The following is a 14,481-nucleotide window of genomic DNA, read 5'->3' on the forward strand; positions in this document are numbered from 1 at the left end:
GGGTCGACGCTGCGCAGTCGGCACGGGACCGGAAGACAATGGGGCGATGGCACGCGGCAAGCTTCGGATCCACCTCGGCGCGGCGCCCGGTGTCGGCAAGACGTACGCGATGCTGTCCGAGGCCCACCGCCGCGTCGGGCGGGGCACGGACTGCGTGGTGGCCTTCGTCGAGCACCACGGCAGGCCCCGCACCGAGGTCATGCTGCACGGCCTGGAGCAGGTACCGCGCAAGGAGCTGGAGTACCGCGGCGGCGTCTTCGCCGAGATGGACCTCGACGCCGTCCTCGCCCGCCGCCCCCAGGTCGCCCTGGTGGACGAACTCGCCCACACGAACATCCCGGGCTCCCGCAACGCCAAGCGCTGGCAGGACGTGGAGGAACTGCTCGCCGCCGGCATCGACGTCGTCTCCACCGTCAACATCCAGCACCTGGAGTCCCTCGGCGACATCGTCGAGTCGATCACCGGGGTGCGGCAACGGGAGACCGTGCCGGACGAGGTGGTCCGCCGGGCCGACCAGGTCGAGCTGGTCGACATGACGCCCGAGGCCCTGCGGCGGCGGCTGGCGCACGGCAACGTCTACCAGCCGGACGAGGTCGACGCCGCCCTGTCGAACTACTTCCGCCCCGGCAACCTGACCGCCCTGCGCGAGCTGGCGCTGCTGTGGGTGGCCGACCGGGTCGACGCCCATCTCACCCGGTACCGCAGCGAGCACCGGGTGTCGCAGATCTGGGGCTCGCGCGAGCGGATCGTGGTCGGTCTGACCGGCGGTCCCGAGGGCCGCACGCTCATCCGCCGGGCCGCCCGGCTGGCGGAGAAGGGTGCCGGCGGCGAGGTGCTGGCCGTCTACATAGCCCGCAGCGACGGGCTGGCCTCGGCCTCACCCAACGAGCTCGCGATGCAGCGGACGCTGGTCGAGGACCTCGGCGGAACGTTCCATCATGTCGTCGGCGACGACATACCGGCCGCGCTGCTCGCCTTCGCCCGGGGCGTGAACGCCACCCAGATCGTGCTGGGCTCCTCCCGCCGCAAGAGCTGGCAGTACGTCTTCGGACCGGGCGTCGGCGCCACCGTCGCGCGGGAGTCCGGCCCCGACCTGGACGTGCACATCGTCACCCACGACGAGGTCGCCAAGGGCCGCGGGCTGCCGGTGGCCCGGGGCGCCCGGCTCGGGCGGTCCCGGCGGGCGTGGGGCTGGCTGGTCGGGATCGTCGGACCCCCGGTCCTGACGGTGCTGCTGAGCGCCGTCGACCTCGGCCTGGCCAACGACATGCTGCTGTTCCTGGCGTTGACGGTGGCGGCGGCCCTGCTCGGCGGACTGCTGCCCGCGCTCGCCTCGGCGGCGGTTGGCTCCGTGCTGCTGAACTACTTCTACTCGCCGCCCCTGCACCGCTGGACCATCGCCGACCCGAAGAACATCGTCGCCATCGTGATCTTCGTAGCGGTCGGTGTGGCGGTGGCCTCCGTGGTCGACCTGGCCGCCCGCCGCACACAACAGGCGGCCCGGCTACGGGCGGAGTCCGAGATCCTGTCCTTCCTCGCGGGCAACGTGCTGCGCGGCGAGACCGGCCTGGAGGACCTGCTGGAACGGGTGCGGGAGACCTTCGGCATGGAGTCGGCGGCCCTGCTGGAACGGGCCGACGACGTCGGGCCCTGGACCTGCGCCGGACGGGTCGGCCCGGGGCGTCCCGTCGAACGGCCCGACCAGGCGGACGTGGACATGCCCGTCGGGGACCACATGGCCCTGGCGCTCACCGGCCGGGTGCTGCCCGCGGAGGACCGCCGGGTGCTGTCCGCCTTTGCCGCCCAGGCCGCCGTCGTCCTGGACCGCCGACGGCTCCGGGAGGAGGCCGACCGGGCCCGCGCGCTCGCCGAGGGCAACCGCATCCGCACGGCGCTGCTGGCCGCGGTCAGTCACGATCTGCGGACCCCGCTCGCCGGCATCAAGGCGGCCGTGACCTCTCTGCGCTCGGAGGACGTCGAATGGTCCGAGGAGGACCGGTCCGAACTGCTGGAAGGTATCGAGGAGGGTGCCGACCGTCTCGACCACCTCGTCGGCAACCTGCTGGACATGTCCCGCCTCCAGACCGGCACCGTCACCCCACTGATCCGCGAGATCGACCTGGACGAGGTCGTTCCGATGGCGCTCGGCGGCGTGCCCGAGGGCAGCGCCGACCTGGACGTCCCGGAGAGCCTGCCCATGGTCGCCGTCGATCCCGGACTCCTGGAGCGGGCGGTGGCCAACCTCGTGGAGAACGCCGTCAAGTACGCCCCGCCCGGCACGCCCGTGCTGGTCGCCGCCAGTGCGCTCGCCGACCGGGTCGAGGTGCGGGTCGTCGACCGGGGGCCGGGCGTTCCCGACGCGGCCAAGGATCGCATCTTCGAACCGTTCCAGCGGCACGGCGACGCCCCGCGCGGGGCCGGGGTGGGTCTCGGGCTCGCCGTGGCGCGCGGCTTCGCCGAGGCCATGGGCGGCACCCTGAACACCGAGGACACCCCCGGCGGTGGGCTGACCATGGTCCTCACCCTCCGCGCGGCGGGGATGCGCCCGGAGCCCCACCACGCGGCAGAACCGGAAAGGCAGGCCTCATGACCCGTGTCCTGGTGGTCGACGACGAGCCGCAGATCGTGCGCGCCCTCGTGATCAACCTCAAGGCACGCACCTACGAGGTCGACGCGGCCCACGACGGGGCCACCGCGCTCCGGCTCGCCGCCGCCCGTCACCCCGACGTGGTCGTCCTCGACCTGGGGCTGCCCGACATGGACGGCGTCGAGGTGATCAGCAGACTGCGGGGCTGGACCCGGGTGCCGATCCTGGTGCTGTCCGCCCGGCACTCCTCCGACGAGAAGGTCGAGGCGCTGGACGCGGGAGCGGACGACTACGTCACCAAGCCGTTCGGCATGGACGAGCTGCTGGCCAGGCTGCGGGCCGCGGTGCGCCGGGCCGAGCCGGCCCGGGGTGAGGGCGATGTGATCGTCGACACCGGTGAGTTCACCGTCGACCTGTCCGCGAAGAAGGTCGACCGGGGCGGCAAGGACGTGCGGCTCACTCCCACCGAATGGCATCTGCTGGAGGTCCTGGTGCGCAACAGCGGCCGCCTGGTCGGGCAGAAGCAGCTGCTCCAGGAGGTGTGGGGGCCGTCGTACGGCACGGAGACCAACTATCTGCGCGTGTACATGGCGCAGTTGCGACGGAAGCTGGAGGCGGACCCCGCACATCCGAAGCACTTCATCACGGAGCCGGGGATGGGGTATCGCTTCGAGAAGTGAGGGGCTTGGCCGACGGCCGGGGGTCCGGGGGTTGCCCCCCGGGGGATGCGGTATCACGGAGCCGGGGATGGGGTACCGCTTCGAGAAGTGAGGGGCGTGGCCGACGGCCGGGGGTCCGGGGGTTGCCCCCCGGGGGATGCGGTATCACGGAGCCGGGGATGGGATGTGGCTTCGAGGCGTGGGGGCGTGCCTGGTCAACGGGGGTGGTCTCCACAGGGCTACGGAGATGTCGGCACGCCCCGGTACGCTTCAGATATGAGTGCTGTTCCTCGTTCCGAAAAGCCGGTGGGCCGGTTCCGGCGCATGCTCGACCGGCTCTCCTCGTCGCAGGAGGACCTGGAGTCCGAGGAACTGCGGGAGGACAGCGAGACGGCCGGCTGCATCCGGATCGGTGACTGTCAGGACCGCGAGATAGTGACGGTTACTGGTACCTTGCGCACGGTCACCCTTCGGCCGCGCGCCGGAGTCCCCGCCCTGGAGGCCGAGCTGTTCGACGGCTCCGCCGCGCTGGATGTGGTGTGGCTCGGCAGGCGCTCCATCGTGGGGATAGAGCCCGGGCGCAAGCTGATCGCGTCGGGCCGGATCTCGATGAGCCGGGGCCGCCGGGTGCTGTTCAATCCCAAGTACGAACTGAGACCCCTCGGACGGGAGTAGCCGGTGACGTCGCTCGACAAGCCGACCGAAGAGACATCTGCGGACGACGCCCGGGCGGTGACCGAGGCCGCCCTGTTCGAGGCGTTCGGCGGCGTGCGGGGCATGGTGGAGACGGTGGTCCCCGGCCTCCTCTTCGTCACCATCTACACGATCAACAAGGACCTGCACCTGTCGGCGATCGCAGCGCTGGCCGTGTCGCTGGTGCTGGTCGTGGTCCGGCTGGTGATGAAGGACACCGTCAAGCACGCCTTCAGCGGTGTCTTCGGCGTGGCCTTCGGTGTCGTCTTCGCGATGATGACCGGCAACGCCAAGGACTTCTACCTGCCCGGCATGCTCTACACGCTGGGACTGGGCCTCGCCTACATCGTCACCACCCTGTGCGGGGTGCCGCTGATCGGGCTGATCCTCGGCCCGGTCTTCAAGGAGAACCTCTCCTGGCGCACCCGGAACCCGGGCCGCAAGAAGGCGTACGCGAAGGCCAGCTACGCGTGGGGCGCGATCCTGCTCGCCAAGTGCGCGATCCTCTTCCCGCTGTACTGGTGGGCCGACACCACGCAGCTGGGCTGGGTCCTGGTCGCCCTGAAGATCCCGCCGTTCCTGCTCGCGGTGTACCTGACCTGGGTGTTCCTGGCGAAGGCGCCCGCGCCCATCGACGTGTTCGCGGAGATGGAGGCGGAGGAGAAGGCGGCCGAGGAGCGCGAGCGGCAGGCCGCCGCGCGGTCCGCGGAGCAGTGACCCTCCACCGCTGACGGACAGGGGCGTCCCGAGTACTCGGGACGCCCCTGTCCGTTCGCTTCCGTTCGGCCGGAGACCGGCTCAGCTCGCCGCGTCGCGTCGTACGGACAGCAGGTCCTCCAGTTGCTCCTCGCGGGCCTGGGCGGCCACGAAGAGCAGTTCGTCGCCCGCCTCCAGGGAGTCCTCCCGGGACGGGGTCAGGACGCGGTTGCCGCGGATGATCGTCACCAGGGACGTGTCCTGCGGCCAGTCGACGTCGCCGACCTGCGTGCCCGCCAGGGCCGACTCCTCCGGCAGGGTCAGCTCGACCAGGTTGGCGTCGCCGTGGCTGAAGCGGAGCAGACGGACCAGGTCGCCCACGCTCACCGCCTCCTCCACCAGGGCCGACATCAGCCGCGGAGTGGAGACGGCGACGTCCACGCCCCAGGACTCGTTGAACAGCCACTCGTTCTTGGGGTTGTTCACCCGGGCGACGACACGGGGGACGCCGTACTCCGTCTTGGCCAGGAGCGAGACGACCAGGTTCACCTTGTCGTCGCCGGTCGCGGCGATCACGACGTTGCAGCGCTGGAGCGCCGCCTCGTCCAGGGACGTGATCTCGCAGGCGTCGGCCAGCAGCCACTCGGCCTGCGGGACGCGTTCGACCGAGATGGCCGTCGGCGCCTTGTCGATCAGGAGGACCTCGTGGCCGTTCTCCAGCAGTTCGCCCGCGATCGAGCGGCCGACGGCGCCGGCTCCGGCAATGGCGACCCTCATCAGTGACCGCCCTCCTCTTCGGGACCCTTGGCGAACGCCGCCTCGACCTTGTCGACCTCGTCGGTGCGCATCATCACGTGCACCAGGTCGCCCTCCTGCAGCACCGTCTGCGAGGTGGGCAGGACCGCCTCGCCGAGCCGGGTCAGGAACGCAACGCGCACGCCGGTCTCCTCCTGGATCCGGCTGATCTTGTGGCCGACCCAGGCGGTGGAGGTGTGCACCTCGGCGAGCTGGACACCGCCGGTGGGGTCGCGCCACAGCGGCTCGGCGCCGGAGGGGAGCAGACGGCGCAGCATCTGGTCGGCCGTCCAGCGGACGGTCGCGACGGTGGGGATGCCCAGGCGCTGGTAGACCTCCGCGCGGCGGGGGTCGTAGATGCGGGCGGCGACGTTCTCGATGCCGAACATCTCGCGGGCCACACGGGCGGCGATGATGTTGGAGTTGTCACCGCTGGAGACGGCGGCGAAGGCGCCGGCCTCCTCGATGCCCGCCTCGCGCAGGGTGTCCTGGTCGAAGCCGACACCGGTGACCCGGCGGCCGCCGAACGAGGAGCCCAGCCGGCGGAAGGCCGTGGGGTCCTGGTCGACCACTGCGACCGTGTGCCCCTGTTGCTCCAGGTTCTGGGCCAGTGCGGAACCCACCCTTCCGCAACCCATGATCACAATATGCATCGCGTCACACCGCGCTTCCTGCAAGCCCTCTGGGCCTCATGAATGTCGTGCTCATGTCTCTCTCTCGGCTCGCCCGGCATCGCGTCGCGACCCGCGAGCGGGCCGCCGGGCAACATCATGCCGGTGGAATCACGCCATGATGCCCTCCGGGGGCGGTGCCGCGTTCAACTGCCCGAGTCCAACGTATCCGCAAAGCCGAGGGCGTTGCCGAGGCCCTGCCTGCCGGCGGCCGGGCCGGCGGCCGTCGTGAGTCAGGAGAGCGGGAGCCGCGGAGCGGGGCGGCGGAGGGCCAGGGGGAACCGAGGGGGAGCGGGAGCGGTCCGAGCAGCCGCCCGGCCCCGAACGCTAGCGCGCCCCGGACGAGACGTCGTTGCGGCGGCTGATGCTGCGCACACTCGCCAGGGTCAGGATTCCGAGGGCGATGAGGGTGGCCGCGGCGCCGATCAGCTGGGCGGGGGTGTGCATGGGACCTCCAGGGACGGCAACGGGCCGGAAACGGACGGGGCTTAGTCATATAGGCATGGGAAGCGGGTGACCTGCGGAATCCTCAGCCGCATGCGCCTCTGAATTCACTCGGAGAGCAGACGGAACGCCGATGGGGGGTGGCGGGTGGGCGCCCCGGCAATCGAACGCCTACGATCCTCTGTTGTGTCCAAACTGACCGACGTGCCCAAACGGATCCTGATCGGGCGCGCACTGCGCAGTGACCGGCTGGGCGAAACGCTCCTGCCGAAGCGCATCGCACTCCCCGTCTTCGCCTCCGACCCGCTCTCCTCCGTGGCGTACGCGCCCGGCGAGGTGCTGCTGGTCCTGTCGATCGCGGGAGTGACGGCGTACCACTTCAGCCCGTGGATCGCCGTTGCGGTCGTCGTGCTCATGTTCACCGTGGTCGCCTCCTACCGGCAGAACGTGCACGCCTACCCGAGCGGCGGCGGCGACTACGAGGTGGCGAACACCAACCTCGGCCCCAAGGCCGGCCTCACGGTCGCGAGCGCCCTGCTCGTGGACTACGTCCTCACCGTCGCCGTGTCGATCTCCTCCGGCATCGAGAACCTGGGCTCCGCGGTCCCCTTCGTGGTCGAGCACAAGGTGCTCTGCGCGATCGGCGTGATCGTGCTGCTGACGCTGATGAACCTGCGCGGGGTGAAGGAGTCCGGCTCGCTGTTCGCGATCCCGACGTACGTCTTCGTCTTCGGCGTCTTCACCATGATCGCGTGGGGCGCCTTCCGTGGACTGGTCCTGGACGACACCATGCGGGCACCGACGGCGGACTACGTCATCAAGCCCGAGCACCAGGGCCTGGCCGGCTTCGCGCTGGTCTTTCTCCTGCTGCGCGCCTTCTCCTCCGGCTGCGCCGCCCTCACCGGCGTCGAGGCGATCTCCAACGGTGTCCCGGCCTTCCGCAAGCCCAAGTCGAAGAACGCCGCGACCACCCTCGCCATGATGGGCCTGCTGGCCGTCACCATGTTCTGCGGCATCATCGCGCTCGCCGCCGCGACCGACGTCCGCATGGCCGAGAACCCGGCCAAGGACCTCATCCACAACGGCGTCCCGCTCGGCCCCGACTACGTGCAGAACCCGGTGATCTCCCAGGTCGCCGAGGCCGTCTTCGGCAAGGGCAGCTTCCTGTTCATCATCCTGGCCGCGGCCACGGCGCTGGTGCTGTTCCTCGCGGCCAACACCGCCTACAACGGCTTCCCGCTGCTCGGCTCGATCCTCGCCCAGGACCGTTACCTGCCACGCCAGCTGCACACCCGCGGCGACCGGCTGGCCTTCTCCAACGGCATCGTGCTCCTCGCCGGCGCGGCCGCACTGCTGGTGGGCATCTACGGCGCCGACTCCACCCGCCTGATCCAGCTGTACATCGTCGGCGTGTTCGTGTCCTTCACGCTCAGCCAGACCGGCATGGTCCGGCACTGGAACCGCCACCTGGCCACGGAGAAGGACCAGGCCAAGCGCCGCCACATGATCCGCTCCCGCGCCATTAACGCCTTCGGTGCCTTCTTCACCGGCCTCGTGCTGGTCGTCGTCCTCCTCACCAAGTTCACCCACGGAGCCTGGGTCGCCCTGCTCGGCATGGTGATCTTCTACGTGACGATGACGGCCATCCGTAAGCACTACGACCGGGTCGCCGCCGAGATCGCCGCCCCCGAGGGCCCCACCGACGACCTGGTACGGCCCTCGCGGGTCCACTCGGTCGTGCTGATCTCCAAGATCCACCGCCCGACGCTGCGCGCCCTGGCCTACGCCAAGCTGATGCGCTCGGACACCCTGGAGGCGCTGAGCGTCAACGTCGACCCGGCGGAGACCAAGGCGCTGCGCGAGGAATGGGAGCGGCGCGGCATCGACGTACCGCTGAAGGTCCTGGACTCGCCCTACCGCGAGATCACGCGGCCGATCATCGAATACGTCAAGAGCCTGCGCAAGGAGTCCCCGCGCGACGCGGTGTCCGTGATCATCCCGGAGTACGTGGTCGGCCACTGGTACGAGCACCTGCTGCACAACCAGAGCGCCCTGCGGCTCAAGGGCCGGCTGCTGTTCACGCCCGGGATCATGGTGACCTCGGTGCCGTACCAGTTGCAGTCCTCCGAGGCCGCCAAGCGGCGGGCCCGCAGGCAGCAGGACTGGAACGCGCCCGGCTCGGTGCGGCGGGGGCCCGCGCAGGTGCGGTCGAAGGAGTCCTCCGAGCACAAGTCCTGAGGATCTCCCCGGACGACGGCTCGTGTGAAAGGGCCGGGTGACAGCCACGTAGACTGGTGGGCTGTTGTCCGGCCGTTTCCGTTCGGCCCTTCCCCCTCACGTGTTTTGGAGTCACCCCGCCATGCAGGCAGAACCGAGGAAGTCGCTGGTGGGGGAGGAGTACGAGGTCGAGGTCGGCCCCGTCGCCCACGGCGGTCACTGCATCGCCCGCACGTCCGAGGGCCAGGTGCTGTTCGTACGGCACGCGCTGCCCGGCGAGCGGGTCGTGGCGCGTGTGACGGAGGGCGAGGAGGGCGCGCGGTTCCTGCGCGCTGACGCGGTGACGGTGCTCGACGCCTCCAAGGACCGCATCGACGAGCCCTGCCCGTTCGCCGGCCCCGGCCGCTGCGGCGGCTGCGACTGGCAGCACGCGAAGCCCGGGGCGCAGCGGCGCCTGAAGGCCGACGTCATCGCCGAACAGCTCCAGCGCCTCGCCGGGCTCACCCCGGAGGAGGCCGGCTGGGACGGCACGGTGCTGCCCGCCGAGGGCGACAAGGTGCCGGCCGGCCAGGTCCCGGCCTGGCGCACCCGTGTGCAGTACGCCGTCACCGCCGACGGCCGGGCGGGCCTGCGCCGGCACCGCTCGCACGAGGTGGAGCCGATCGACCACTGCATGATCGCCGCGGAGGGCGTCAGCGAGCTGGGCATCGAGAAGCGGTCCTGGACCGGCATGGACTCCGTCGAGGCGATCGCGGCGACGGGTTCCCAGGACCGCCAGGTGATCCTCACCCCGAAGCCGGGCGCGCGCCTCCCGCTCGTCGAACTCGACCGCCCCGTCTCCGTCCTGCGCGTGGACGAGCGTTCCGGCGGTGTCCACCGGGTGCACGGCCGCCCCTTCGTCCGCGAACGGGCGGACGGCCGCACGCACCGCGTCGGCAACGGCGGCTTCTGGCAGGTCCACCCGAAGGCCGCGGACACCCTGGTGACCGCGGTTATGCAGGGCCTGCTGCCGCGCAAGGGCGACATGGCGCTCGACCTGTACTGCGGCGTCGGCCTCTTCGCGGGCGCGCTCGCCGACCGGGTCGGCGACCAGGGCGCGGTCCTCGGCATCGAGTCGGGCAAGCGGGCGGTGGAGGACGCGCGGCACAACCTGGCTGACTTCGAGCGCGTCCGCATCGAGCAGGGCAAGGTCGAGAGCGTGCTGCCGCGTACGGGCATCACGGAGGTCGACCTGGTCGTACTGGACCCGCCCCGGGCCGGGGCGGGCCGCAAGACAGTGGAGCATCTGTCGTCGCTGGGTGCCCGGCGCATCGCGTACGTGGCGTGCGATCCGGCGGCGCTGGCCCGGGACTTGGGGTACTTCCGGGACGGCGGCTACCGGGTGCGGACGCTTCGGGCGTTCGATCTGTTTCCGATGACGCATCATGTGGAGTGCGTGGCGATCCTTGAGCCTGCTGGGAAGGGGCACTGACCTGCGGTTTTGCCTGGTGTGCATGATGTGCGCTGTGGGCGTTACGGGCGATGTCTTGACGCACGAGCGACGCATGTGACGCGCGTCTGACGCACGCTTGACGCACTTCCTGATGAGGTGTCAGGCGTATCAAAGCCGCTCTGAGTTGGGATGGCCCTGTGGCTCACCCACCGCCTTCGGCGACGACTGCGTCGGAGGAGTGGCGGCGAGGGCAGGGCGGTCCCACGACTCCGAGGAGGGTCGGCCACGCAAGAGCGGGTAGCCGCGGCGTGTGGAACTTTCGGTGTGGCCGAGGTCAACTGGTCCACCCTGGAAGGTCAGTCACGGCGCTCACTCGGTTCAACGAAAGGCGCGAGAAATCGACCCTATGAGTTTCGGCCGAGAACGGCCCCCCGCCCATCGGCGGGACCGGCGCGCGATTCGCGCCACGTAAGCGGTCGGCCCACCCGGGCGGGGCAGGTGTGACGGCGTTCCGTCACCGCCTCACTCGGGCACCTCGGCGGTCACCGCCCACCGCGTGTCCCCGTCTAGGCGGTTCACGACGAGGGAGCCGCCGACGAGGGCCAGGCGTTCCCTCATGCCCGTGAGGCCGTAGCCGGGCGCGTGGTCAGGGTCGGGGAGACTCGAAGTCGGCGTGGCGTTCTCCACGGTGAGCCGCAGCGCGTCCGCGCGGTACTCCACCGTCACCCCGATGGTCTCGCCGGGGGCGTGCTTGGCGGCGTTGGTCAACGCCTCGCGTGCCGTCTGGACCAGCGAGACCGTGGCCGCCGGAGAGAGTGGCCGCAGTTCGCCCACGATGTCCACGTGGACCTCGCTGAGGTGGTTCGAACGGTGCTGCCCGGCGAGGCTCTTGAGTGCCTCGGGGAGCGAGGGCACATCCCCCCGCAGGGCCGCCACCGCGTTCCGCGCCTCGACCAGGCCCTCGTCCGCCAGCCGGTTGGACCGGCGCACCCGGGCCAGCGCCCCGGCCGAGTCGCCCTTCTCTATCAGTGCGGTGGCGACCTTGAGCTGGACGCTCAGCGCGCCCAGGGAGTGTGCGAGTACATCGTGCATCTCCCGTGCGATCCTGCTGCGTTCAGCGAGCGCGGCAGCCCGGGCCTGCTCCTGCTGGATCAGCTGGTTCTGCGCCAGCAGTTGCTCGGCCTGCCTGGCCCGGCCCTCGTACTGGCGCCGGTTGAGGCCGAACAGCGTCAGCACGAGGGCCAGCATCGTGTAGCCGAGCACGTATGTGAGCGGCTGCCCCGCCGCCATGCAGCTGACCCAGATGGCCACCAGGCACGCGCACGTCACGACCGTGAGGGTGCGCGCGGAGGAGGTGATCATCGAGGTGAATCTGCCGAGCAGTACGCACAGCATGATCACCGCGGTCGCGTCGTCGGAGTACCCCACCACCAGGGCCGGCAGCAGTGCGCTCGTCGCCAGCATGGCATTGGCGGCCTCGGGCCGGACGGGGTGCAGGACCATGAACAGGGTCCAGCACAACAGACTCGCCGCGTACACGCCCCAGACCCAGAGCGTGTCCTCCCTGGCCGTGACTATGGCCACGACGAGCACGGCCGTGCCAAGGAACTGCACCACGAGCCAGGCAGGCGCCAGCCGGTCCACGATGCGCCAACTACCGCGTGCGGGTGCCTTGTTCACCTTGCTCCAACGATGTCGCGCGACGGCCCCGGGATGCATGGGCGAGCCTATTTGGGGCCCGTTCTCCGATAGATGATGATCATGGCGGTCAGCACGAGGATAACCGCTGCCACCACGATGCCCATCTTCCACAGTCGGTCCAGCAGCACCGCGAAGAGGATGTCTCCCGCTTCCTCGCCGTCTGCCTGGACGGTCATGGCCGACCGCGCCGCCCGAACCGTCCCGCTCATGAGCGGCCACCGTCCTTGGTGATGCGGTCCAGGGCCCGGCGCCGATCCCGCACGATGTGCTCCACCCGCCTTCTGAGGGCGCCGAGATGGCCGCTTCGCTTGAGACCGATCAAGATCGCGAAGGCGATGATCACGAGCACTGCGATGGCGCCGACGATCAGGGCGAAGCGGATCAACAGGATGGTCATGACCGTATCGAGGTCGAGGGCCAGGCTCATATGCGTTCCTTCCGGGGAATGCCCAGAGGGTAGGAACGAGGGACCGTGCCGCGGGCCCACCCTGTGGTGGAGATCAGGGCGGAGATCCTCGGTCGGGTCCTCCCCGGCCTGCGCAGTGACCCTCCCGGCGGTCGCCCACGCGGTCTGGCCGGTCCGTGGATTGCGGGTAGGTTGGGTCGCCGAAGGAAAGCGGGGGACGCCTGGTTCGGCGCCCGCGCTCGGACCGCAAGAGGTGTGGGGGTCGCAGGCGTGGATGCTGAGCCCGGTTCGGCGCGGATTCGCGTCATGGTCGTGGATGATCAGCACATCGTTCGTGAAGGTCTGATGTCGTTGCTCGATCTGATGGATGACATCGAGGTGGTGGGAGGCGCGGCCGACGGCGCGGAGGCGGTTCGCCTGGCCAGTGAGACCTCGCCTCGGGTGGTGCTCATGGACCTGCGAATGCCGGGCATGGGCGGTGCGGAGGCCACCCGGCGGATTCTGTCGGAACACCCGGACGTGGCCGTGCTGGTGCTCTCGACGTTCGCCGACGACGAGTCCCTCGTCGACGCGCTCAACGCTGGGGCGTGCGGCTATCTGACCAAGGACGCCAACCAGGAGCAGATCGCGGTGGCCATCCGCAGCTCCGCCCAGGGTCAGTCGACCTTCGATCCGGCGGTGACCCGCCGGCTGGCCGCGGCGCTCAGCGTGCCCGCGGCGCCTGCGGTCACCCCGAGCCAGTCCCCGCAGCCGCCGTCCGCCCCGGCCCCGGCCAGGCGCCGGGTCAACCCCGACGGTCTGACTGGCCGCGAGGTGGATGTGCTCAAGCTGATCGCCCAGGGTCTGAGCAACGGGGAGATCGCCTCGACGCTCTTCATCGAGGAGACGACGGTCAAGACGCACATCAACAACGCGTTCGCCAAGATCAACGCGCGCAACCGGGCCGACGCCGTGCGCTACGCCTACCAGCGGGGGCTTGCGCACCCCTCTGACCGCACGTCACGGGACGGCCCGAACCCCTACCGTTGAGGTTCATTTGAGGTTGAGGACCCCCGAGGGGCGGGCGTGGCGTAAATCACGTCCGCGCCGTCTTAATGTCACCCCGAGGGGGCACATCCCCTCGTGGAACTCGGCCTATGCGCCTCCGGACCCCTGCGCCATCCCCAGTGCCGGGGTGTCGCAACCCCTCCACGTGACCGCGCAGCCCCTAATAGGGGTACCCCCTACTTTGATCATGCTGCCTAATATTGCTGCCATCGGCGAGTACGTCGCACCGAGCACTTAATTGAAGGTGGAACGGCAGCCAATGATTCAATCTATAACCAACACGCCCTGGCTGGTACGGTTCCGGTCGGCCTCGCAGGCCAGGACCCGTCTCGTCTGCTTGCCGCACGCGGGTGGCTCAGCATCTTTTTACTTTCCCATGACCCGGACGGTAGCTCCCGATACGGATGTTCTCGCGGTGCAATACCCGGGACGTCAGGACCGACGGTCCGAACCCTGTCTCACGGATTTGGGAGAGCTGGCCGACGAGATCGCGTCGGCTCTTCAGCCGTGGCTCGAACTGCCCACCGTCCTTTTCGGCCACAGCATGGGGGCGACGCTCGCCTTCGAGGTGGCGCGACGGCTGGAGCGGGATCCGGCATTCACTCCGCGGAGGATCATCGCCTCAGGGCGGCGCGCGCCTTCCACGCACCGTGAAGAGACGGTCCACAAGCGCGACGACGACGGCATCATCGCCGAGATGCGCCTGCTCAGTGGCACTGATGCCCGGATCCTCGCCGATGAGGAGTTCCTCCGGATGGCGATGCCGGCCATCCGGGGCGACTACACCGCGATCGAGACGTACCGGGTCGAGCCGGGCGCCAAGGTGCGCGCGCCGATCACCGTGCTCACCGGTGACACCGACGTACGGACGAGCGCGGAAGAGGCCGCCGCGTGGCGGCAGCACACCACCGGTGACTTCGAACTGCACACGTTCGCGGGCGGCCACTTCTTCCTGGCCGATCACCTGGAGCAGGTCGGCGGAATCGTTTCCGACTGTCTGCTCTAGCCGACTGCGCAGACCCGCGCCCGCATGACCAGGCGCGCGAGGGTTTTGCGGATCGCGTTCATTGACAAAGCATTTACCGCCAGGCTTTCCCTTTCCTTGCGAAAGCCCCGGCGCCTCGGGGGAGGAA

General features: G+C 70.0%; 13 protein-coding genes. 8 read left to right on the top strand and 5 right to left on the bottom strand.

Annotation, left to right across the window (positions count from 1 at the left end; translation table 11 throughout):
* Positions 1 to 46: 46 nt before the first annotated feature.
* The 4 genes from ACIQU3_RS31425 to ACIQU3_RS31440 all read left to right on the top strand — a co-directional run bounded on the left by ACIQU3_RS31425 (position 47) and on the right by ACIQU3_RS31440 (position 4,656).
* Positions 47 to 2,590 (top strand): ATP-binding protein, encoded by a 2,544-nt coding sequence (locus tag ACIQU3_RS31425; protein ID WP_403928994.1) that lies wholly within the window; start codon positions 47 to 49, stop codon positions 2,588 to 2,590.
* A complete protein-coding gene (locus ACIQU3_RS31430; protein WP_403928997.1) occupies positions 2,587 to 3,267 on the top strand; it encodes a response regulator in 681 nt (226 codons plus the stop codon). Before ACIQU3_RS31425 ends, ACIQU3_RS31430 begins: the two co-directional genes overlap by 4 nt.
* Before the next feature lie 255 nt (positions 3,268 to 3,522).
* Positions 3,523 to 3,921, top strand: coding sequence for an OB-fold nucleic acid binding domain-containing protein (locus ACIQU3_RS31435; protein WP_403739043.1), 399 nt, complete (start codon positions 3,523 to 3,525; stop codon positions 3,919 to 3,921).
* A 3-nt stretch (positions 3,922 to 3,924) separates the two neighbouring features.
* Positions 3,925 to 4,656 carry a DUF3159 domain-containing protein gene (locus ACIQU3_RS31440; protein WP_361118523.1) on the top strand — a complete coding sequence of 244 codons (732 nt, stop codon included), beginning with the start codon at positions 3,925 to 3,927 and terminating at the stop codon, positions 4,654 to 4,656.
* Between the two features lie 81 nt (positions 4,657 to 4,737).
* Here ACIQU3_RS31440 and ACIQU3_RS31445 read toward each other — a convergent pair whose 3' ends face one another.
* Positions 4,738 to 5,412, bottom strand: a complete 675-nt coding sequence (locus tag ACIQU3_RS31445) for a TrkA family potassium uptake protein (protein WP_234846512.1) — start codon at positions 5,410 to 5,412, stop codon at positions 4,738 to 4,740.
* Entirely contained in the window at positions 5,412 to 6,083 is a 672-nt protein-coding gene (locus tag ACIQU3_RS31450) for a TrkA family potassium uptake protein (RefSeq protein ID WP_094053911.1), read from the bottom strand. Before ACIQU3_RS31450 ends, ACIQU3_RS31445 begins: the two co-directional genes overlap by 1 nt.
* Before the next feature lie 648 nt (positions 6,084 to 6,731).
* Here ACIQU3_RS31450 and ACIQU3_RS31455 point away from each other — a divergent pair.
* The gene (locus tag ACIQU3_RS31455) at positions 6,732 to 8,783 is read left to right on the top strand and encodes an APC family permease (protein WP_403739050.1); all 2,052 of its coding nucleotides are present in this window, start codon (positions 6,732 to 6,734) and stop codon (positions 8,781 to 8,783) included.
* Between the two features lie 121 nt (positions 8,784 to 8,904).
* Positions 8,905 to 10,233 (top strand): class I SAM-dependent RNA methyltransferase, encoded by a 1,329-nt coding sequence (locus ACIQU3_RS31460; RefSeq protein ID WP_403929000.1) that lies wholly within the window; start codon positions 8,905 to 8,907, stop codon positions 10,231 to 10,233.
* A 483-nt stretch (positions 10,234 to 10,716) separates the two neighbouring features.
* Here ACIQU3_RS31460 and ACIQU3_RS31465 read toward each other — a convergent pair whose 3' ends face one another.
* The 3 genes from ACIQU3_RS31465 to ACIQU3_RS31475 are packed head-to-tail and all read right to left on the bottom strand — an operon-like array spanning position 10,717 to position 12,322.
* Entirely contained in the window at positions 10,717 to 11,874 is a 1,158-nt protein-coding gene (locus tag ACIQU3_RS31465) for a sensor histidine kinase (RefSeq protein WP_403739184.1), read from the bottom strand.
* Positions 11,875 to 11,921: 47 nt separating this feature from the next.
* Positions 11,922 to 12,104 (bottom strand): hypothetical protein, encoded by a 183-nt coding sequence (locus tag ACIQU3_RS31470; protein WP_403739185.1) that lies wholly within the window; start codon positions 12,102 to 12,104, stop codon positions 11,922 to 11,924.
* Positions 12,101 to 12,322, bottom strand: coding sequence for a hypothetical protein (locus ACIQU3_RS31475; protein WP_403739188.1), 222 nt, complete (start codon positions 12,320 to 12,322; stop codon positions 12,101 to 12,103). The genes ACIQU3_RS31470 and ACIQU3_RS31475 overlap by 4 nt, the downstream gene beginning before the upstream one ends.
* A 249-nt stretch (positions 12,323 to 12,571) precedes the next feature.
* Between ACIQU3_RS31475 and ACIQU3_RS31480 the strand changes: the two genes are divergently transcribed.
* Together ACIQU3_RS31480 and ACIQU3_RS31485 are read left to right on the top strand one after the other, a co-directional pair.
* The gene (locus ACIQU3_RS31480) at positions 12,572 to 13,330 is read left to right on the top strand and encodes a response regulator (protein WP_391256654.1); all 759 of its coding nucleotides are present in this window, start codon (positions 12,572 to 12,574) and stop codon (positions 13,328 to 13,330) included.
* A gap of 277 nt (positions 13,331 to 13,607) precedes the next feature.
* Positions 13,608 to 14,354 (top strand): thioesterase II family protein, encoded by a 747-nt coding sequence (locus tag ACIQU3_RS31485; RefSeq protein WP_403739192.1) that lies wholly within the window; start codon positions 13,608 to 13,610, stop codon positions 14,352 to 14,354.
* Positions 14,355 to 14,481 lie beyond the last annotated feature (127 nt).

Origin of the sequence: Streptomyces sp. NPDC101110, assembly GCF_044759525.1 — a bacterium.
In the GTDB taxonomy this organism is placed as follows: Bacteria; Actinomycetota; Actinomycetes; order Streptomycetales; family Streptomycetaceae; genus Streptomyces.

Bases quoted from the DNA above. Each gene is read 5' to 3' on its own strand.
- ACIQU3_RS31425 (WP_403928994.1), top strand. From the start codon at position 47: ATGGCACGCGGCAAGCTTCGGATCCACCTCGGCGCGGCGCCCGGTGTC.
- ACIQU3_RS31430 (WP_403928997.1), top strand. From the start codon at position 2,587: ATGACCCGTGTCCTGGTGGTCGACGACGAGCCGCAGATCGTGCGCGCC.
- ACIQU3_RS31435 (WP_403739043.1), top strand. From the start codon at position 3,523: ATGAGTGCTGTTCCTCGTTCCGAAAAGCCGGTGGGCCGGTTCCGGCGC.
- ACIQU3_RS31445 (WP_234846512.1), bottom strand. From the start codon at position 5,412: ATGAGGGTCGCCATTGCCGGAGCCGGCGCCGTCGGCCGCTCGATCGCG.
- ACIQU3_RS31450 (WP_094053911.1), bottom strand. From the start codon at position 6,083: ATGCATATTGTGATCATGGGTTGCGGAAGGGTGGGTTCCGCACTGGCC.
- ACIQU3_RS31460 (WP_403929000.1), top strand. From the start codon at position 8,905: ATGCAGGCAGAACCGAGGAAGTCGCTGGTGGGGGAGGAGTACGAGGTC.
- ACIQU3_RS31470 (WP_403739185.1), bottom strand. From the start codon at position 12,104: ATGAGCGGGACGGTTCGGGCGGCGCGGTCGGCCATGACCGTCCAGGCA.
- ACIQU3_RS31475 (WP_403739188.1), bottom strand. From the start codon at position 12,322: ATGAGCCTGGCCCTCGACCTCGATACGGTCATGACCATCCTGTTGATC.
- ACIQU3_RS31485 (WP_403739192.1), top strand. From the start codon at position 13,608: ATGATTCAATCTATAACCAACACGCCCTGGCTGGTACGGTTCCGGTCG.